Here is a 19228-nt window from a genome sequence, read left to right as displayed (position 1 = left end):
CGCGCTGCCCGGCCTCCTCGTCGACGCACGGGACGCCACCTCACCCGCGCCCGGGGACGCCGTGCCGTTCACCCTTGAGGGATCGCCCCTCGCCCGTCTCGCCGACACCGCGCGCTCCCTCGGCGTCACCCGGTTCGAGCTGCTCCTCGCCCTCTGGCACACCCTGCTGCTCCGCTACGGCAACAGCTCGCCCGCCACCGCAGTGGAACTGTCCACCCGCCGCCCGGGAAGCCCCGAGCACATCGGCCTGTACGTCAACGAGCTGCCCGTCCTCACCCGCCCCGACCCGCACCGGAGCTTCGCCGACTTCGCCCGGGACGTCCGGGCCGAGCTGGCGGCCCTCTACGACCACCGCCCGGTCCCGCTCGGCCGGGCCGTGCGCGGCCTCACCCCGCGCACCCCGCTCACCCCGCTCTCGGTCAGCTACCGCCGCCGCACCGGCTGGGAGGCGCTTCAGGCCCCGGACGTCGAGGTGGACTGGATCGGCTTCCCGGGCGCCGTACGCAACCTCGCCCACCTCCAACTGGTCTCCGGCCCGGACCGGCTGGACGTCTCGTTCCAGTACCGGGCCGACACCTTCGCGCCCGGTGCGCCCGCCCGGATCGTCGGCCACTTCCGCGCCCTCCTGGACGCGGTGCTCGCCGACCCCGGCATCCGCCTCGCCGACCTGCCGCTGCTGTCGGGCGACGAGCTGGAGCGGGCGCTGTACGCGGACAACGGGACGCCCGCGGCCCGCCCGGCGGACGCCACGGTGGTCGGGATGTTCGCGGAGCGGGCCGCCGCGACACCCGACGCGGTGGCCGTGGTGGCGGCCGACGGCACGGAACTCTCCTACGGTGAACTGCACGCGGCCGTGGAGGCTTTCGCCGACCGGCTGGCCGCCGAGGGCATCGGCCCCGGTGACCTCGTCGGTGTCCAGGTGCCCCGCTCGGTTGCCGAACTGACGACCCTGTTGGGCACGTTGTCGGCCGGGGCCGCGTACGTACCGCTGGACCCCGGCTACCCGGCCGAGCGGCTGGCCTTCGTGCGGGCGGACGCCGGGCTTTCCGCCCTCGTGATCGAGGGGCCGGTACCGGAGGGGCTGCCGGCCGGGCTGCCCGTGCTGTCCCCGGACCCTGCCGTCGCCGCGCCGCCGCGTCGGCGGACGGCCGTCCCGGCCGGAGTTCACCCCGCCTATGTCCTCTACACCTCCGGCTCCACCGGCCGGCCCAAGGGCGTCGAGGTCCCGCACAGCGCCCTCGCCAACCTGATCGGCTCGCTGGCCGACCTGCTGGAGGCGGCCCCGGGCCACCGCTGGCTGGGGCTCACCTCGCTGTCCTTCGACATCTCCACCGTGGAACTGCTGCTGCCGCTGACCACCGGCGGCCGGGTCGTCCTGGTGCCGGAGGAGCGGCAGCGTGACGGAGCGGCGCTGCTGAAACTGATCGAGACCCACGACGTCACCCATGTCCAGGCCACGCCGAGCGGCTGGCGGCTGATGCTGGCCGCCGGGCTCCACCGTCCCGGACTCGTCGCCCTGGCCGGAGGCGAGGCGCTCCCCGGCCCGCTGGCCGCCGAACTGGGCGTTGACGTAGGCAGGTTGTTCAACGTCTACGGCCCGACCGAGACCACCGTCTGGTCCACGCTGGCCGAGCCGTCCCCCGGCGAACCGGTGACCATCGGCCGCCCGCTGGCCGCCACCCGGGCGTACGTGCTGGACGAGCACGGCGGACCCGTCCCCGACGGCCTTCCCGGCGAACTGCACCTCGGAGGCGCGGGCGTGGCGCACGGCTACCGGGGCCGCCCCGGGCTGACCGCCCGGTGCTTCGTGCCCGACCCGTGGGGGCCGCCGGGATCCCGGATGTACCGCACGGGCGACCTGGTACGCCGGCTTCCCGACGGGCGGCTGGAGTTCGCGGGCCGCCTCGACTCCCAGGTGAAGCTGCGCGGCCACCGGATCGAACTGGGCGAGATCGAGTCCCGGCTCGCCGAGCACCCCGGAGTGGCACAGGCGGTGGTGGTGCTGGACCCGGGCGAGGGCGCCGGGGAGTTCGGCCAGGAGCGGCTGGTGGCGTACGTGGTCGGGGTCCCGGGTGACCCGGCGGTCCCGGCCGCCGACGAACTGCGCGCCCGTCTCGCCCGTACGCTCCCCGCCGCGATGATCCCGGCCGCGTGGGTCCCGTTGACCGCGCTGCCGCTCACCCCGAACGGAAAGGTGGACCGGGCCCGGCTGCCGGCGGCCCCCCGGACCCGGCCGGACGGGGCGGGCGTGGCTGAGCCGGACGGGCCCGACGGCCCCCCGACCGCGCTCGACGGCGACGCCGCCGTGGTGCGGGAGATCTGGCAGGAGGTGCTGCGGCTCGACGACATCGGCCCGGACGAGGACCTCTTCGACCTGGGCGGCCACTCCCTGACGATCACCGCCATCGCCGCCCGTATCCGCAAGCGGCTCGGCGTCGAGGTGCCCCTCGACGCCTTCTTCGACACCCCGACACTCGCCGAGATCTCGGCCCTGGTGGGCGAACTCCGCCGACCGGCGGCCGGGACGGCAGGGACGACCCAGGCAGCACCGGAAGGAGAGCAGCGATGAGCGACGCGACGGCATACCAGGTGGTCGTCAACGACGAGGAGCAGCACGCGTTGTGGCCCGCCCGGACGGATCCTCCGGCCGGTTGGCGGGCGGAAGGGTTCACGGGGTCCGAGGAGGAGTGCATGGTCCACGTCGACCGGGTCTGGGAGGACATCCGCCCGCTGAGCCTGCGCCGCCGCCTCGCGGAGCAGGGCCGGTGACGGCCCCGGCCGCCGCGGAGGCCGCGCTGAGGGGCAGGGTCGCCGTCCTGGTCTCCCGCGCCACCGACGGCGAGGTCACGGAGGAGGAACTGCTGAGTGCGGGAGCCTCGCTGACCGCTCTCGGCGTGACGTCCCTGGCGCTCCTGCGGCTGATCGACGCGGTGGAGGAGGAGTTCGGGATCGTCCTCGACCTGGACGGTCCGTTCCGCTTCCTCGACGACCTCGACGGCCTGGTCGGTCACCTGGCCGGGCTGGGCGTGGCGGCGGACGGAGGGAACGATGCCTGAGGGGACGGTGACGGTCGCCGGGCTGAGGGCCGGGTCGGTGCCGGCGGACACGGAGCCGGAGAAGGCCGGGACGCCCGGCGGCCCGGTCCCCTCCGGGGCGTGCTCCGACACGCGCCGCGAGATCGCCTTCCACGGGGAGCGGTCCGGCCGGGCCCCGCTCACCTGGGGCCAACGGGCCATCTGGCACGCGATCCGCCGCACCGCGCCCAACGACCACTACTTCAACATCGGCCGCGTCCTCCCGCTGGCCGACCGGGGCCGACCGGTGACCGTACCCGAGGCGCTGGGGGCGCTGACGCGACTGACGGAGCGGCACGAGTCGCTGCGAACCCGGCTCCTGCTGCCGGCTTTGGACGGGGAGCCCGCCCAGAGCCTCGCGGACGCCGGAACCCTGTCCGTGACGATGACCCGGGCCGCCGGCCTCCCGGAGGCGGCGGCCGAGGCGGAGGCGCTGCTCGGCCGGCTGTCCGCCACCCGTTTCGACTACGCGGCGGAGTGGCCCGTACGCGCGGCCCTCATCACCGTGGGCGACCGGGTGACCCACGCCGTGCTGGTCCTGTGCCACCTCGCCGCCGACGGGCACGCCGCCGAGATCCTCGTACGGGACCTGCGGCTGCTGGTCCGGCGCGGCTCGGCCGGCCCGCCGCCCGCCACCACCCCGCTGGACCTGGCCCGCGACCAGCACGCGGCGGCGGGCCGCCGACGGGGGGCGGCGGCCCTGGCGCACTGGGAGGCGGGCTACCGGGCCGCGCCCCCGACGATGTTCCCCGACCTGTGCGCGCAGCCGCGCACCCCGCGCTTCTGGACCGGGCGACTGGTGTCCCCCGCGCTGGCCCGGGCGGTCGGCACGGTGGCGGCGACGCACCGGGTCAGCGGCTCGACCGTGCTGCTCACCGCGTCGGCCGCGCTCGTCGCCGCGGGGGAGGGGCACCGTACGGCGGCCGTGATGCCGATCGTCGGCAACCGCACCGCCGGGGCGCTGCGCGACCTGGTCTCGACGCTGTCGCAGGACGGCCTGTTCGTCCTCGACCTGGCGGAGGCGTCCGGCCCCAGGGCGGCGTCCGGTCTCGCGGAGCCGCACGGTCCCACGGAGCCGCACGGTCCCATGGAGCCGTCCGGTCCCATGGAGCCGTCCGGTCCCACGGAGCCGTCCGGTCTCGCGGGCACGTTCACCGACCTTCTCCCCGCCGCCTACCGGTCCGCCCTGCGCGCGTACCGGGCCGCCGTGTACGACCCCGTGGAGTGGGACGCGCTGGGGGAGCGGCTGAGCGCGGAGTACGGCACCGACGTGCACCCCTACTGCTGCTTCAACGACATGCGCCTGGTCGAACGGGCCCTGCCCGAGGGCCCCCGGGCCACCGGTGCGGAGCCGGCCGAGGCCCGGCGGCGCACCACCTTCGGTTTCCCGGCGACCCAGGACCGGGTGGCGTGCCGCTACTGCCTGCACGTCACGGAGGAGGGCGACGCGCTCGCGGTGTCGCTGACCGCCGACACCGCGTATCTGCCGCCGGAGGCGATCCGCGCGCACCTCTACGCGATGGAGGAGCTGATCGTGGCGAGCGCGGCCGGGACGCCGCCCCCGCTGACGGAGCTCCGCACCCTGCTGGTGGCGGCGGGAGGCGACCGGCCGTGACCGCCGCCGAGCCCGTTCCGGCCCCGACGCCGGGCGAACCCCTGCGGGCCTGGGCGGACCGCACCTCCTGCGTCCAGGGCGGCCGGCTCCCGTTCCACCTGACCGGCGTCGGTCCGTCGACCCCGGTCCGGGTGCGGATCACCGACGGGATCAGTGGCGAAGCACTGCTCACCGCCACGGTGACCGGCCCCGACTGGACCCTGGACGTGCCGCCCGCATGGCCCAGCGCCCTGTGCCGCGCCGTCTTCGACGTACCGGGGGAGACCCTGCCGACGACGGACGAGGCGGAGCACGAGGTCTGGTTCGTCGTCCGCGCCGCCCGCCCCGGTACGGCCTCCCGGATCCTCGTCTCGATCCCCTTCCCCACCTGGCGGGCCTACACCCACGCGGGCCTGCCGCACCGGGGCCTCTACTACTCCGAGCAGCCCTACCGCGCCGCCCGGGTCTCCTTCGCCTCCCCGGGCGGCGGGCCGCCGCCCGAGCGCTGGGAGGAGGGGCTGCTGCGCTGGCTGCCCGGGGCGGGCTGTCCGGTCGATCTCTGCTCCGGCCTCGACCTGCACGGAGGCGACGAACTGCTCTCGCACTACCGCCTGTTGGTGATCAACGGCCATGACGAGTACTGGTCGATGGAGATGCGGGACAGTGTCGAGGCGTTCGCCCGGCGCGGCGGCAACGTGGCCTTCTTCGCCGCCAACACCGCCTGGTGGCAGATGCGGATCGAGGACGACGGACGCACGATGGTCTGCCACCGGGACGCGCTCACCGACCCGATGACCGCAACGGACCCCCGCCGGACCACCGTCGAGTGGTCCAGCTCGCCCGTCGACCGCCCGGAGAACTCGATGACCGGCCTCAGCTTCCGCCGGGGCGCGGGCGCTTGGGGCGAGGGCATGGCGGTGATGCGCAAGGACGCCTACACGGCCCGCTTCGCCGGCCACTGGGCCTTCGCCGGTACGGGGCTGACGGACGGCGAGCCCTTCGCCCGGGGCGCCCTCGGCTACGAAACGGATTCCTGCGCCCTGGAGTGGACCGGCGAGGTGCCCCGGGCGACGGGCGTGGACGGCACTCCGGCCTCGTTCGTCGTCCTGGCCACCGCCGATCTGCGGCACTGGCGGGAGTACGGGCAGGGCGGGGCGGCCACGATGGGCGTTTTCCGGCTGGGCGCGGGCACGGTCTTCAACGCGGGGACGATCAACTGGGGCAGCGTCCTGGCGGACGACCCGGTCGTGGACCGAATCACGCGCAACGTGCTGGACCGGCTGGGCGGGGCCGCCCCCGGTGACGGCTGGGAGGCCGCCGGGGCACCGGACGATGTCCACGCGCTCGCCGTCTGCGCGTCGGTGCTGTTCGGCGTGGACGCCCGGGGCCGGCTCCTGTGCCGGGAGCCGTCCGGGCAGAACCTGCCGTGGCGGCCCGTCGGGCAGGCCCCCGGCGTACGGGCGCTGGCCTCGGCCCGCGAGGCGTCGGGCGGGCTGCCGCTGGAGCTGTACGCGGCCACGGAGGACGGCAGACTGCTGCGCCGCGACCCGGTCCCGGAACCGGTCGAGGGCCGCGAGGAGTGGGCCGAGGTGGGGACGGTCCCGCCGGGGACGACCGGGATCGCGCTCTGCGACGCGGGGATCTTCGCCGTCACCCCGCACGACGACACCCTGCACCATCTCTCCGCGCTCGCCCTCGACCGGCCGTGGCGAGTGCTGGGCGACGCGGGCGGCGCGGTCGCGCTCACCACGCTGAACAGCAGGCTGTGGGTGGTCACCGAGGACGGCCGCCTGCGCACCCGCCTCCCGGCGGGCCCGGCGGACGGGCCGGCCCCCTTCACCGACACCGGCGTACCGGCCCCGCCGCGGGACAAGGCGTCTCCCGGCGGCTGCACGGCTCTGGCCGGCCGGGCCGGGACCCTGTACGCCGCCGTGGCCGGGGGTCCGCTGCTTCTGTGCGCGAGGCCGGCCGTCCCGCCCCGATGATCGTGCCCTGCGACGCCGGGCCGCCCGCCGCCGTAGGGTGGGAAGCGGAGCAGGGCAGTGGGGGCGGGGGAGGAAGCCGGACGTGGGTGCTGTGAAGAGCAAGCGGATGCCGCGCGCCGTGCGCGAGCAGCAGATGATGGACGCCGCCGTGCGGACCTTCGGGCAGCGCGGCTACCGGGCCGCCTCGATGGACGAGATCGCGGAGCTGGCGGGCGTCTCCAAGCCGTTGGTCTATCTGTATCTGAACTCCAAGGAGGACCTGTTCTCCGCCTGTATCCGGCGCGAGGCGCAGTCTCTGCTGGAGGCGGTACGGGCCGGGGTGGACCCCGGGCTGCCCGCCGACGCCCAACTCTGGGCAGGGCTGCGGGCGTTCTTCGTCCACACCGCCGAGAACCCGGACGCCTGGTCGGTCCTGCACCGGCAGGCCCGCTCGCACGGGGAGCCGTTCGTCAGCGAGGTCGGCTCCATGCGCGACGAGATCGTCACGTTCGTGACGGGCCTGATCGGAGCCGCCGCCCGCGAGGCCCACAGCGATCCAGCCCTCGCGGACCGGGACGTGGCGGGCCTCGCCCAGGCCCTCGTGGGGGCCGCGGAGTCGCTGGCGGGCTGGGCCAACGACACCCCGGACGTCTCGGCGCGGGAGGCCGCGGCGACCCTGATGAACTTCGCCTGGGCGGGCCTGGAGAACCTGATGCACGCCCGGCCGTGGACGCCCCCGGCCGACTGATTTCTTTCCGCGTCACCCACGAGTTGGACGTGCCCTTCGGGGGCGCGGCTGTCAAATGCCGTCAGCGGCGGAGGACTTCGCCGCCGTCGGCTTCGCCGTCCATGTCCGCCTCCGTGCCGTTGCCACTGACGCATCGAAAGGTTGAGCGCTCTCACTCCGCCCCGGAGCGGCGGAGCGCGGCGGACCGTTTCTGCGGTGAACCCCTTCCCCCGAGCGGGTGAGCACGGGACAAACGGCTTCGCGGAATGGTGTGCGGCCGATAGAACGCCATAGGCCCCCTGACCGGCCCTGCACTGCCCGTCCCGTCCTTGAGTATCCAACGGAGAAACGATGACGTCCTCGCAACTCGCCCCCAGCGTTCCGGCCAGGATCACGCTTGACCCGGTCGGACTCGAAGAGCCTTTGGAAAAGTTGGTGACCGCTGCTCAGGTCGCGCAGGTGTGGGCCCTGGTTCTCGAATCGCAGGTGTCCGTCGGCACGGCGGACCCCAGCGATGAGCACGCCATGAACACGGCGCAGGAGGAGGTCAGGGCCAACGCGCGGACCTACCGGAGTGTCCAGCTTCCCTCGGTGATCCACCAGCTTGTCCTGATGGCGGGGGCGGCCGACCTGCTCGAGAGCCTGCACGAGGGGTCGGTGGAGTCCCCGGAGAGCGTTGCCTCCTTTCTGGGCGAGCTGATGCCGACTTTCGAGGAGCACGAGCAGCATGCCCGCGATCTCGCGGACAAGCACGGGAAGTTCTCCAGGGAGACGGAGGACCGGCTGGAAGTCCTGGCCGGCCGGACGCATGCCGAGATCAAGAAGATCTCCGGGGACGACGGCAGGATCGCCGCCAAGACCAAGGAACTGGAGGCGATGCAGGAAGAGGTGCGGAAGGACCTGGATGCCGTCATCTCCGCCTCGCACAAGATGGGCGCCGGTGCACGGAAGATCCTCGACACCATCCTCGACATCTTCAAGGACGCCGCGAAGAAGAAGGGAGAGGACGACGGCAAGAGCAAGAAGGAGGACAAGCCGTCCGCCGGCGAATCCGCTCCGGAATCCTCGGAGGATGTGCACGGAGGGATCGAGGACATCACGTCCGGCGCCGTTGGCGCCGCCCTTCAGAAGCTCCGCAGGGACCGCGCGAAGGTCGAAGCGCTCTACCGGGAGATCGCCGGTCTGAAGTCGGGGCTGGCGACCGCGAAGAAGATCGATTCGGAGTGCGGTGCCTACGGTCGCAGCGTGCGTGACGTGATGCGTCCGGCCCAGGAGATCGCGGACGCCTGGACCCAGGTGGTCGCCTCGTTCGCGGCGACGCTGGAAGAGCAGGCGAAGAAGAAGGACCAGGGTGCCTGGCTGGCCACGGAGATCAGCTGGAGCGTCATCAAGTGGAAGACCATCCAGAGCCAGGCGGAGCGACTGCGCGCCATGGTCACCGGAAACTGACACCCGCTACTGGACGACTGGGAGAAGACTATGAGTGACGCACTTGTCGCCGCCCTGGAGAAGCAGGAGGAAATCGGAGGGGAGGTGGCCGCGCAAGGGTCCCTGACCGCACTCGTGCAGACGCATGCTCTCAGCATCATGCAGCAGCCGAAGCCGGACTTCAGTGGCTTCGACAACGAAGAGATCCGGAGCTTTCAGGGTACGGTCCAGGGCGTACTGAACAACTCGGCAGACAATGCCGGGCATTATCTCGGGAAGGTACAGCCCGAGTCCATCGCGCTCCTGTCCAGGGTCGAGAACTACTTCGTCACGCTGGGTGCCCTTTCGGAATCCCTCAAGGATGAGCATGATCCGGACGCCATGGTGCAGACGCTGAGGTACCTGCGTGAGCAGGCGGGCGAATTCACGGACCAGACGAGAAAGGTCGCGTCCAGCACGGACAGGATGGTCGGTGCTTTCAGTGGCGACAAGCGGGAATTCACTGAATGCGCCGAGAAGATCAACACGCTGGTGGGTGGCGAGAGCGGGATCCTGGGAGAGCTGAAAAGGGATCTGGAGAATGTGAACTCGAAGATCACCGCCGCGACCATCGGGGCAGGGGTGAGTGGAGCTGCCATTCTCGGGGGCGTGGCATGCATCGTCATCGGATGCTGCACTTCCATCTTCACCGGCGGGGCGAGCCTCGCCGTGGCCATCGGTGGCGGTGTCCTGCTCCTCGGTGGCATCGGAGGGGGTATCGGCAGCGGGATCGCGCTGGCGAATCTCTACGACGAGAAGAGGAACCTTCTCGTCAAGCAGAAGCGGCTCGAAAGCGGGGTGAAGCTGCTGACGGCATGCAGCTCCGGACTGGCGGACCTTGGCACCCAGGCGGGCGGAGTGGCCACTGCGCTGCAGAACACCACCAACAGCTGGACGTTCCTCAAGGAATCGCTGAACTCCGCCGCCGACAACATCGAAAAGGCTGGGAGGGCCCAGTCGGACTTCCTCCGAAAGACCTTCTTGAGGACCATCGACAAGTCCCTGCCGCGCAATCTTGAACAGCTCAGGAACACGCGGAAGGCCCTCATCGGAATGGAGACGGTGTCCCAGCCGAACACGCACACTGGCGACCTCATCCGGTTCCAGCTGCAGCAGCCCCCACGGCTGGCGCGATGACAGGGCTCCGGAAGCCCACGGACGCGCTCAAGGTTCTGTGAGACAGCTCAAGGATCAGTGCGGCAGGACGCTCTCGTCCTGTCGCATCGATTCCTGATGCCGTACCTGTGGGAGCGGATGACCCCGCTTCAGGAAGCTCGCGTCACCGCTCCCACCAGGTGGACACGCTCTTTCGCCCCGCGCAGCGCGAAGGCGTTCCCGGCGGCGTCGGCCGCGTACGTCACGGCGGCGGGCAGCAGGACGGGAGCCCTGAACTCGGCCCGTACGGAACGGATGCCGACCGGGTCCTCGACTTCGGCCAGGCAGCGGGCGACCGTCCACATGCCGTGCGCGATGGCCCGGGGGAAGCCGAACAGCCGGGCGGTCAGCGGGTGGAGGTGGATCGGGTTGCGGTCCCCGGAGACGGCCCCGTAGCGCCGCCCGAGATCGCCGGGCAGTGCCCACTCGGCGACGGCGGGCAGCTCGACGGCGGCGTCCGGGGCCGAAGCCGTGCGGGGCGCGGCAGCCGCATCCGTCGTCCCGTGCCGGGACAGATAGCCGCTGCGGGACTCCCACACCAGCTCCCCGCCCACCCGCGCCTCGGTCGCCATCGTGACCTCGGTTCCTCGCCGGTGCGGGGTCAAACCGTCCGCGTACACGGCCAGTTCGAGCGGCTCGGTGGGCTGCACGGCCCGGTGCGGGATGATCTCGATCCAGGTGTGGACGAGCCCGAGGACCGGCAGCGGGAAGGCGCGCCCGGTCATCAGCCGCATGGTGAGCGGGAAGGCCAGGACGTGCGGGTAGGTGAGCGGCAGCGGGCCGGACTCCGCGAACCCGCAGATCCGGGCGTACGCCGCGAGGGGCCCGGGCGCGACCGGCGCGGCGGGGCGGGTCAGGTGGCCCGGGGGCAGGGTGGCGTCCGGCCGCCCGGCGCGCTTGAACGGGGACGAGAGGGCCCCGCGCACGAGCGAGGCGCTGAGTGAGGTCATCGGTCTCAAGCCCCCAGCAGGCTCTGGCCGCAGACGCGCAGCACCTGGCCGTTGACGGCGGCGGAGCCGGGCTGCGCGAACCAGGCGACGGCCTCGGCCACGTCCACCGGAAGGCCGCCCTGGGAGAGGGAGTTCATACGGCGGCCCGCCTCGCGGATGAACAGCGGCACGGCGGCGGTCATCTTCGTCTCGATGAAGCCGGGGGCCACCGCGTTGACCGTGACGCCGTGCTCGGCGGCGGCGCGCGGCCCGAGCGAGCGGACGAGGCCGATGACACCGGCCTTGCTCGCCGCGTAGTTGGTCTGGCCGTTGTTGCCCGCGATGCCCGCGATGGAGGCGGTGGCGACGACCCGGCCGCCCCGGTTCAGGGCGCCCGAGGTGAGGAGTTCGTCGGTGGTGCGGAGCACGCTGTCGAGGTTGACGTCGATGACCTGGGCCCAGCGTTCGGCCGGCATGTTGGCGAGGCGGCGGTCGCGGGTGATGCCCGCGTTGTGGACGAGGATGTCGAGCCCGTCCGGTGCGGCGGCGGCGGCGATGCGGGCGGCGGCGTCGGGTGCGGTGATGTCCAGCGGCAGCGCGGTGGCCCCGAGCCGGTCGGCGGTGCGCACCAGGTCGTCCTGGGCCTGGGGGACGTCCAGGACGATCACGTGCGCCCCGTCGCGGGCCAGCACCGAGGCGACGGACGCGCCTATGCCCCGCGCGGCGCCGGTGACCAGGGCGGTGCGCCCGGTGAGCGGGGCGTCCCGGTCGGCCTCGGGGTCCGGGGCGGCGGTGGTCAGCTCGATCACCTGGCCGCTGACGTAGGCGGACCGGGGGGAGAGGAGGAAGCGGAGGGTGGACTCGGCGGCCCCCGGCGCGGCGCCTGCCGGGATCCGCACGAGCTGGGCGGTGGAGCCGCGCCCGGTCTCCTTGCCCAGCGACCGGACGAAACCCTCCAACGCCTGCTGGGCAGCGGCCTGATGGTGGTCCTCGGAGGACGGTGGCGTGCCGATGACGACGATCCGGCCACCGGGAGCCTGCGACCGTACGACAGGGTGCAGGGCCGCGTGCACCTCGGCGAGACCCCGCGCGGAGGTGACCCCCGTGGCGTCCAGCACGATCCCGGCGGGCCGCGCTGCCTGGGCGTCCACTGTCAGGCCCGTCGCCGCCAGCGCCTTCGCCAGCTCGTCCGTGATCGCCGAGTCCCCGGCGGTCAGATGCAGCAGCGGCCCGTCCAGGCGCGGGGTCTCCAGGCTCCAGCGGCGCAGCGCGGCCGGCTGCGGCAGGCCGAGCCGGCGCGTGAGGAAGCGGCCGGGTGCTGTGCCGGTGAGGTGCAGATAGCGATCGGCCATTGTCCTGACTCCCTGCTCGGTCGTAGATTTACTCTTGAGTAAGGTTACTTAAGGGTCAGGAGTTGGTCGAGATGAGCAATCCCGGATCAACCGGATCAACCGGATCAACCGGGCTGACCGGACCGGCCGAGACGAGATGGTCACGATGACGCGCCGGGACCCGTTCGTACCGCTCTCCCCGCCCCGGCCGCGCCGCGTCGCGGTGCTCGGCGGCAGCCGCACCCCCTTCGCCCGCTCCGACGGCCCGTACGCGACCGCCTCCAACCAGGACCTGCTGACGGCCGCCCTGAACGGCCTGGTCGAGCGGCACGGCCTGGCCGGGGAGCGGGTCGGGGCGTTCGTCGCGGGCGCGGTCCTCAAGCACAGCCGCGACTTCAACCTGGCGCGGGAGACGGTCCTCGGCTCCGCGCTCGACCCGCGCACACCCGCCTACGACATCCAGCAGGCCTGCGGCACCGGCCTCCAGGCGGTCATCACCGCCGCCGACCGGATCGCCCTCGGGTCCGTCGACTCCGCGATCGCGGGCGGCTCCGACACCACCAGCGACGCCCCGCTCGGCGTCAACGACGAACTGCGCCGCATCCTGCTCACCGCCCGCCGCGCGAAGACGACGGGCGCCCGCCTCGCGGCCCTCGCCGCCGTACGCCCCCGCCACCTCGTCCCGGACATCCCGCGCAACGCCGAACCCCGAACCGGCCTGTCGATGGGCGACCACGCCGCCGTCACCGCCCGCCGCTGGGCGGTCACCCGCGAGGACCAGGACCAGCTGGCCGCCACGAGCCACCAGCGCCTGGCCGCCGCGTACGAACGCGGCTTCCTGGACGACCTGGTGGTCCCCTACCGCGGCCTGGACCGCGACCAGAACCTGCGCCCGGACTCGACGGCCGGGAAACTGGCGCGCCTGAAGCCGGTGTTCGGCACGTCCGACCCCGACCCGACCATGACCGCGGGCAATTCGACGCCGCTGACGGACGGCGCGGCGACGGTCCTGCTGGCGAGCGAGGAGTGGGCGGAGGAACGGGGCCTCGAACCACTCGCCTACCTCTCCCTGTACGAGACGGGCGCGGTCGACTACGTGGACGGCGACGACGGCCTCCTCATGGCCCCGGCGTACGCGGTGCCGCGCCTGCTGGAGCGGGCCGGCCTGGGCATCGAGGACTTCGACCTGTACGAGATCCACGAGGCGTTCGCCTCTCAGGTGCTGGCCACCCTCGCCGCCTGGGAGAAGCAGGGCCTCGCCCCGGTGGACCGCACCCGCCTGAACGTGGCCGGTTCCTCCCTGGCCACCGGCCACCCGTTCGCCGCGACTGGCGCCCGGATCGTGGCGACCCTGGCGAAGCTGCTGGCGGAACGGGAGGGCCCGGGCCGGGGCCTGATCTCGATCTGCGCGGCGGGCGGGCAGGGGGTGACGGCGATCCTGGAACGCCCCTGACCTGCCTGCCTCTTCCGCTGTTTCCCCTGCCGGACGGACGACCCGGCGAACCGACCCGCCCGACCCCCGAACCGAGGAGCCGCACGTGTCAACGCCACCTTCCGCCCCCACGTCCACCACGCCCCCCGGGCCCGTCCTGATCGAGCCGACGAAGAAGCGCGGCCCGGACGGCAGGGTCCAGGAGGTCTCCGTACCGAAGTTCGCGCCCGTCGTGGAGCGCGGCTCGCTGGCGGAGATCCCGTTCGACAACGCCCGCGAGGCGCCAGGGGAGTCGGTCCTCAGCCGTAAGGACGCCGAGGGCGTGTGGCGGGACGTGAGCGCCGCCGAGTTCGCCGCCGAGGTGCTGGCGGTGGCGAAGGGCCTGATGGCGGAGGGCCTGCGGGCGGGGGACCGGGTCGCGATCATGGCCCGGACGACGTACGAGTGGACGCTGCTGGACTTCGCGGCGTGGGCGGCGGGCCTGGTGACGGTCCCCATCTACCCCACGTCCTCGGCCTTCCAGGCCCGCTGGATCCTCCAGAACTCGGGCGCGGTGGCGTGCGCGGTGGAGACGAAGGAGCAGGGCCGCCTGATCAGCCAGGAGCGCAAACAGCTCGGCGACCTGGCGCACCTCTGGCAGTTCGACACGGGGGCGATCGGCCATCTGAAGTCGCTCGGCAAGGACATCCCGGACGCGGCGGTCGCGGCCCGCCGGGCCACCCTGGAACCGCACAGCCCGGCGACCCTCATCTACACCTCGGGCACGACGGGCCGCCCGAAGGGCTGTGTCCTGACCCACGGCAACTTCTTCGCCGAGGTCGACAACGCGATCGAACTCCTCCACCCGGTCTTCAAGTCGGTCTCGAAGGACCCGGCTTCCACTCTCCTCTTCCTCCCCCTCTCCCACGTCTTCGGCCGGATGGTGGCGATCGGCTGCATGCGGGCACGGGTCCGCCTGGGCCACGCGCCGTCGATCCAGACCGAGGACCTGCTGGCGGACCTGGCCGGCTTCCGCCCGACCTTCCTCCTGGCCATCCCGTACGTCCTGGAGAAGGTCTACAACACGGGCCGGGCGACGGCGGAGAAGATGGGCCGCGCCTCGTCGTTCGACCGCGCGGCGCGGATCGCCCAGCGCTACGGCAAGGCGGTGGAGGCCGCCGAACACGGTACGGGCCCGGGCCCCGGCCTCGGCCTGCGGGCGGCCCGAGCCCTCTACGACCCCCTGGTCTACCGCCGCATCCGGGCCGCGCTGGGCGGCAAGGTCCGGTACGTGATCTGCGGCGGCTCCCCGCTGGGCCGGCGCCTCGCGGCCTTCTACGAGGGCGCGGGCATCGGCATCTTCGAGGGCTACGGACTCACCGAGACCACGGCCGCCCACACGGTGACCCCGCCCCTCAAACCCCGCCTGGGCACGGTGGGCTGGCCGCTGCCCGGAACCTCGGTGCGCATCGCGGACGACGGCGAGGTGCTGCTGAAGGGCGGCCAGGTGTTCCGGGGCTACTGGGACGGGGAGCGGGCGGAGGTGACCCCGGCGCTCCTGGCGGACGACTGGTTCCCGACGGGCGACCTGGGCGCGCTGGACGACGACGGCTACCTGACGATCACGGGCCGCAAGAAGGACATCATCATCACGTCGGGCGGCAAGAACGTCACCCCCGCCCCCCTGGAGGACTGGCTGCGCGCCCACCCCCTGGTCAGCCAGTGCATGGTGGTCGGCGACAACCGCTCGTACGTCACCGCCCTGATCACCCTGGAACCGGACGGCCTCCAGCACTGGCGCCAGATGACCAAGAAGCAGGACATCCCGATGCGCGACCTGGTCCACGACGAGGACCTGCGCACGTCCTTGCAGAAGGCGGTGGACGAGGCCAACCGCCTGGTCTCGCGCGCCGAGTCGATCCGCAGGTTCACGGTCCTGCCGGTGGACTTCACGGAGGAGAACGGCCACTTGACGCCGTCGCTGAAGCTGAAACGGGACGCGATCGCGCGGGACTTCTCGGGGGAGATCGAGGGGTTGTACCGGAGGTAGGGGTTTCGGCGGCGTCGAGGGCCCTCGTCACACGTCCTCGGGGAGCAACCTGAACGCCTTGTGGCCGGTCAGGGGCCGGACCATACGGAAGTGGCGGTCCGAGGTGAAGATGGTCCCGGCCCCGGCATCGCGGTGCCGGGGCTTCCTCGCGGTCTGGCGCAAAACCCGTCGATCATCCTGCGCGCGGCCTGGCACCCTTGCCGCAAGGGCCCGGCGGCAGCAGAGCGCGGGGGCAGGGCGTCATGAAGGAGGCCGCATGGCCACAGTCGTCGAGCTGATCACCTACCCCGTCAAGGGCTGTGCGGGAACGTCCGTGGACAGTACGCACCTCACCCCCGCGGGTCTCGCGCATGACCGCAGTTTCATGGTCGTCGGCGTCGACGGGGTCTTCCGCACCCAGCGCCGCGACCCGCGCCTCGCCCTCGTCCGGCCCATCGTCAGCGCCGACGGCAGCAGGCTCACGCTCGTATCGACGGAGCCGGACAGCGGCCGCGGCGCGCTGCACCTCGACGTCACCACCTCGGCGCCCCGGCGCGACGTCGACCTGTTCGGCGCGACGTACCAGGGAATCGACCAGGGTGACGAGGCCGCGGCCTGGCTCACGGAGTTTCTCGGCGCCCCGAGCCGTCTGGTCCGCGTACCGCCGGAGCACGACCGGAAGACCGACGGCGTGACCCCCGGCACCTCCGGTTACGCCGACAGCAGCGCCGTCCACCTGCTGACCTGCGCCTCCCTCGCCCATCTGCACACGCGGCTGGCCGAGCGCGGCGCCCCGCCCCTGGCCATGGACCGGTTCCGCCCGAACATCGTCATCGCCAGCCTCCCCGAGGGGGCGCACGGCGGGCACGGGGAGGACTGGGCGTCGGAGCCCCACGCCGAGGACCGGATCCGCCGCGCGACCATCGGCGCGGCCGAGCTCGGCTACACCAAGCTCGCCGTGCGCTGCGCGGTCACCCTGGTCGACCAGGAGGCCGGGGCCCGCGGCGGCCCGGAGCCGTTGCGGACGCTCGCGGACTACCGGCGCTTCTCGGTGGGCGGGGTGGTGTTCGGTACGAAGTTCGCCGTGGTGCGGCCGGGCAAGCTGTCGCTGGGCGACGAGGTGGTGGTGGAGGAGTGGGGCGAGGCCGAGGCCTGATGCTCCGGCCTCGGCCCACTCCTCGGGGTCCTGCCTGCGAGGGGCCCTGTTTCTGCTTCTGACCCTGCCCAGGGCTGCCCCGGGCAGGGTCAGGCTCGGCTGTGAACGGTCAGGACGCGGAGCCCGACGCGGGAACAGCTTCCGCGCTCAGGTCGTAGACCTGCTCGACTGTCAGAGAGTCGTTCTTCGCAGCCTTCTCCTGGTCGGCCTCTGCCGGCACCTGCAGTTCCTCCGCCGCCTCCGGATCGCGCGGCGTCTCCAGGTCCCCCTCCTCGACTCCGACCACACACTTGGCGGGAGACGCACAGCGGTAGACCGGGCCGTCCGGGCCGTCGTACCAGGTGCTGAGGTAGAAGACGTAGCGCCCCTTCGGAAGGTTGGCCTGAATATCCGTCAGGGAGGTGGCTGTGTCCCGGGTGATCTCCACCACGGCTTCGGACACACCGGTGTCACTTGACTGCTCCACGCCGATACTGAGGTTCGACGTGCGGTTCGGAGGCTTTCCCTCCTCGGTGTAGTCCTTGCCCTCCTCCGCTCCCGAAACGGTGCCGAGGACGACCAGGTCCGCGCGTTCGGCGATGGCGGTGAGACTCATCGGCGGATCGGCTTCGGACGCTCCCTGAGCCCCGTGGACTCCCCAGAATCCCCCGGTGGCGCGGATGGATTCGGTGGATCCGGTGTCCGACGAAGACGAGCATGCTGTGACGCCCAGCGTCAGGGCAGCGGCGCCGACGATCGAAAGAATTCTCTTACGCATCAGAAGTTTCCCCTCTTCCGATCAGTAACGGCCGTTGATGTGGCTCTTGTCGTGGTTCGAGTAGTAGTTGTGGTCAGGGCTCGCGCGCAGGCAGGAGCGCGCCGCGGACGTGAAACTACTGTTCTTCCCCGACTCGTGCCCCAGGCCCACGGTGTGCCCGGTCTCGTGGCAGGCGAGCGCCTTGTAATTGCTGTGGGGGAGCTTGTGGTTGAAGACAATGGTGAACTGGTCGCACTTGGTCTTGCTGCCACTCACCAATTTCACGCACTTCGCCCAGGCGTACCAGCGCGTCTGGTCCCCCGTCGGCTTCCAGGTCCCGTAGGCCCAGACGTCGACCTGCTTGTTGTAGGACTTGTTGAGGCTTGTGGTCATGTCCGTCGGATTGAGCGAGCTGCTGCGTGCCCAATTCATTCCGGATTTTTGCCCGGACGAAAGGTCGTCGTCCAGGAAGAAGCTGTGTGCCCCGTTGTCCGCGAACACCGGACCGAAGCTGTTGGCCGATGCCGACTGCGCAGTTGTCAGTGATATGCCGAGAACGGCGGCGAATATGGCGAACGCACGTACAAAGCGATTCATAGATACCCCCCGGTGAACCTGAATAGGCGCAGGGGAAAGTGAACGCAACGTGCTCATGCCTCCCCCTGGCGATCACAGAATACACATAGGTTCTGCCTGAGGGGAAACGTTCCTCTGATGGCTGATCAGCTGATCGATGCTCATGAAAGTGCTCAGTTGCCTTACTGTTCAAGGTAGTTGAGATGCGGAACGCTCGAATCAGGCGTTCGGAGAACAGTCTCGGGGTTTGCCCCTGGGGCATCCGTGCGCGACGGCCCATTAAGCGATTTACATCGATAGAAGAGCGCTCTCGCGGAATCCCGTGGGGTGGAGTTCCTGTCAACGACTCGCGCGGAGTCTCTGTCGAAGGCGTGGGGTCACCGGCTCGCGCGGGTCTGTGCTCGGTGGTGGCGGCACGTCCCGGTGAACACGCGGCCGAGCTGGTCGTCCAGGGCGGCGAGGGCGGCCGCCTCCGGGGTGCTGCCCGGGTCGATGTGTGTGTGCAGGGCGAGCCCCTCGGTGAACGCGACGATCCGCAGGGCCTGTTGGCCGGCGTCGACACCCTTGTCGACCTCGCCGCACTCCGTACCGTTGTCGATGGCCTGCCTGACGCGCGCGCGGACCCCCGCGAGGGTCTCCCGCTGCACGGCCGCGAGGCGGGTGTTGTGGGCGGCCTGGCCCGAGAAGGCGAGCCGGACCAGGAACTCAGCCCGGCGGGCGTCGCCGAGCGGAACCAGTTCGGCCAGCGCCTGCCGCAGCATGGCGGCGATGGTGAGGCCCTCGGCCTCGCCCCGGTTCACCGCAGCGTCGACACGTGCGGTGAACCGCTCGTTGACGCGGGTGAACGTCGTCAGCAGCATCTCGTCCTTCGCCGTGAAGTAGTGCTGCACCAGGCCCACGGACATGCCCGCTTCGGCGGCGGTCCGGGCGACGGTCACGGCGGCCAGGCCGTCCCGCACGATCAGGCGCTGGACGGCGTCACTGATCTGCCCGTGGCGGGCGTCGTGGTCGGCGACTCTCGGCATACGAGGACGGTATCGCGTGCTATAACCGTATGACTATATTGCTATCGGCGAAGG

The 19228-nt window shown here is 71.9% G+C and carries 16 protein-coding genes; 11 read left to right on the top strand and 5 right to left on the bottom strand.

Features of this window, described 5'->3' with window-relative positions:
- The first annotated feature begins 4 nt into the window (after window positions 1-4).
- The 8 genes from IE140_RS18855 (at window position 5) to IE140_RS18820 (ending at window position 9963) form a co-directional block, all read left to right on the top strand.
- The gene (locus IE140_RS18855; protein ID WP_373296179.1) at window positions 5-2569 is read left to right on the top strand and encodes a non-ribosomal peptide synthetase; all 2565 of its coding nucleotides are present in this window, start codon (window positions 5-7) and stop codon (window positions 2567-2569) included.
- Window positions 2566-2769, top strand: coding sequence for an MbtH family protein (locus IE140_RS18850; protein WP_093439172.1), 204 nt, complete (start codon window positions 2566-2568; stop codon window positions 2767-2769). Before IE140_RS18855 ends, IE140_RS18850 begins: the two co-directional genes overlap by 4 nt.
- A complete protein-coding gene (locus IE140_RS18845; protein ID WP_032766713.1) occupies window positions 2766-3056 on the top strand; it encodes an acyl carrier protein in 291 nt (96 codons plus the stop codon). Before IE140_RS18850 ends, IE140_RS18845 begins: the two co-directional genes overlap by 4 nt.
- Window positions 3049-4689: a condensation domain-containing protein gene (locus tag IE140_RS18840; protein ID WP_150193790.1), complete on the top strand. Its 1641-nt coding sequence runs from the start codon at window positions 3049-3051 to the stop codon at window positions 4687-4689. The genes IE140_RS18845 and IE140_RS18840 overlap by 8 nt, the downstream gene beginning before the upstream one ends.
- On the top strand, window positions 4686-6653 hold the full coding sequence (locus tag IE140_RS18835) for a N,N-dimethylformamidase beta subunit family domain-containing protein (protein ID WP_150193791.1): 1968 nt from the start codon (window positions 4686-4688) through the stop codon (window positions 6651-6653). Before IE140_RS18840 ends, IE140_RS18835 begins: the two co-directional genes overlap by 4 nt.
- An 82-nt stretch (window positions 6654-6735) precedes the next feature.
- Window positions 6736-7380 carry a TetR/AcrR family transcriptional regulator gene (locus IE140_RS18830; protein WP_032766716.1) on the top strand — a complete coding sequence of 215 codons (645 nt, stop codon included), beginning with the start codon at window positions 6736-6738 and terminating at the stop codon, window positions 7378-7380.
- Window positions 7381-7794: 414 nt separating this feature from the next.
- Window positions 7795-8808: a hypothetical protein gene (locus tag IE140_RS18825; RefSeq protein ID WP_229826849.1), complete on the top strand. Its 1014-nt coding sequence runs from the start codon at window positions 7795-7797 to the stop codon at window positions 8806-8808.
- 30 nt (window positions 8809-8838) lie between these two features.
- Entirely contained in the window at window positions 8839-9963 is a 1125-nt protein-coding gene (locus IE140_RS18820; RefSeq protein ID WP_150193793.1) for an HBL/NHE enterotoxin family protein, read from the top strand.
- A gap of 128 nt (window positions 9964-10091) precedes the next feature.
- On the opposite strand, the gene IE140_RS18815 is transcribed toward IE140_RS18820, so the two are convergent.
- On the bottom strand, window positions 10092-10931 hold the full coding sequence (locus IE140_RS18815) for a MaoC family dehydratase (protein ID WP_150193794.1): 840 nt from the start codon (window positions 10929-10931) through the stop codon (window positions 10092-10094).
- Between the two features lie 5 nt (window positions 10932-10936).
- Window positions 10937-12262 (bottom strand): 3-oxoacyl-ACP reductase, encoded by a 1326-nt coding sequence (locus tag IE140_RS18810; protein ID WP_150193795.1) that lies wholly within the window; start codon window positions 12260-12262, stop codon window positions 10937-10939.
- Window positions 12263-12398: 136 nt separating this feature from the next.
- On the opposite strand from IE140_RS18810, the gene IE140_RS18805 reads away from it, so the two are divergent.
- The 3 genes from IE140_RS18805 (at window position 12399) to IE140_RS18795 (ending at window position 16837) form a co-directional block, all read left to right on the top strand.
- Entirely contained in the window at window positions 12399-13694 is a 1296-nt protein-coding gene (locus IE140_RS18805) for an acetyl-CoA C-acetyltransferase (RefSeq protein ID WP_189460550.1), read from the top strand.
- Window positions 13695-13779: 85 nt separating this feature from the next.
- Window positions 13780-15702 carry an AMP-dependent synthetase/ligase gene (locus IE140_RS18800; protein WP_189460548.1) on the top strand — a complete coding sequence of 641 codons (1923 nt, stop codon included), beginning with the start codon at window positions 13780-13782 and terminating at the stop codon, window positions 15700-15702.
- A 256-nt stretch (window positions 15703-15958) separates the two neighbouring features.
- On the top strand, window positions 15959-16837 hold the full coding sequence (locus IE140_RS18795; protein ID WP_150198134.1) for an MOSC domain-containing protein: 879 nt from the start codon (window positions 15959-15961) through the stop codon (window positions 16835-16837).
- Between the two features lie 109 nt (window positions 16838-16946).
- Here the strand turns inward: IE140_RS18795 and IE140_RS18790 are convergent, their stop codons facing one another.
- The 3 genes from IE140_RS18790 to IE140_RS18780 form a co-directional block, all read right to left on the bottom strand.
- Window positions 16947-17432: a hypothetical protein gene (locus IE140_RS18790; protein ID WP_150198136.1), complete on the bottom strand. Its 486-nt coding sequence runs from the start codon at window positions 17430-17432 to the stop codon at window positions 16947-16949.
- Between the two features lie 183 nt (window positions 17433-17615).
- Window positions 17616-17966, bottom strand: coding sequence for a zinc metalloprotease (locus IE140_RS18785; RefSeq protein WP_225679580.1), 351 nt, complete (start codon window positions 17964-17966; stop codon window positions 17616-17618).
- 560 nt (window positions 17967-18526) lie between these two features.
- A complete protein-coding gene (locus IE140_RS18780) occupies window positions 18527-19174 on the bottom strand; it encodes a TetR/AcrR family transcriptional regulator (protein WP_150198138.1) in 648 nt (215 codons plus the stop codon).
- Window positions 19175-19228 lie beyond the last annotated feature (54 nt).

This window comes from Streptomyces parvus (assembly GCF_014648875.1).
Lineage (GTDB): Bacteria > Actinomycetota > Actinomycetes > Streptomycetales > Streptomycetaceae > Streptomyces > Streptomyces parvus.
The sequence above is the reverse complement of the archived record's forward strand: the minus strand, read 5'-3'. Positions and strand labels throughout refer to the sequence as shown.

Bases quoted from the DNA above. Each gene is read 5' to 3' on its own strand.
- IE140_RS18850 (WP_093439172.1), top strand. From the start codon at position 2,566: ATGAGCGACGCGACGGCATACCAGGTGGTCGTCAACGACGAGGAGCAG.
- IE140_RS18840 (WP_150193790.1), top strand. From the start codon at position 3,049: ATGCCTGAGGGGACGGTGACGGTCGCCGGGCTGAGGGCCGGGTCGGTG.
- IE140_RS18820 (WP_150193793.1), top strand. From the start codon at position 8,839: ATGAGTGACGCACTTGTCGCCGCCCTGGAGAAGCAGGAGGAAATCGGA.
- IE140_RS18815 (WP_150193794.1), bottom strand. From the start codon at position 10,931: ATGACCTCACTCAGCGCCTCGCTCGTGCGCGGGGCCCTCTCGTCCCCG.
- IE140_RS18810 (WP_150193795.1), bottom strand. From the start codon at position 12,262: ATGGCCGATCGCTATCTGCACCTCACCGGCACAGCACCCGGCCGCTTC.
- IE140_RS18805 (WP_189460550.1), top strand. From the start codon at position 12,399: ATGGTCACGATGACGCGCCGGGACCCGTTCGTACCGCTCTCCCCGCCC.
- IE140_RS18795 (WP_150198134.1), top strand. From the start codon at position 15,959: ATGGCCACAGTCGTCGAGCTGATCACCTACCCCGTCAAGGGCTGTGCG.
- IE140_RS18790 (WP_150198136.1), bottom strand. From the start codon at position 17,432: ATGAGTCTCACCGCCATCGCCGAACGCGCGGACCTGGTCGTCCTCGGC.
- IE140_RS18785 (WP_225679580.1), bottom strand. From the start codon at position 17,966: ATGACCACAAGCCTCAACAAGTCCTACAACAAGCAGGTCGACGTCTGG.
- IE140_RS18780 (WP_150198138.1), bottom strand. From the start codon at position 19,174: ATGCCGAGAGTCGCCGACCACGACGCCCGCCACGGGCAGATCAGTGAC.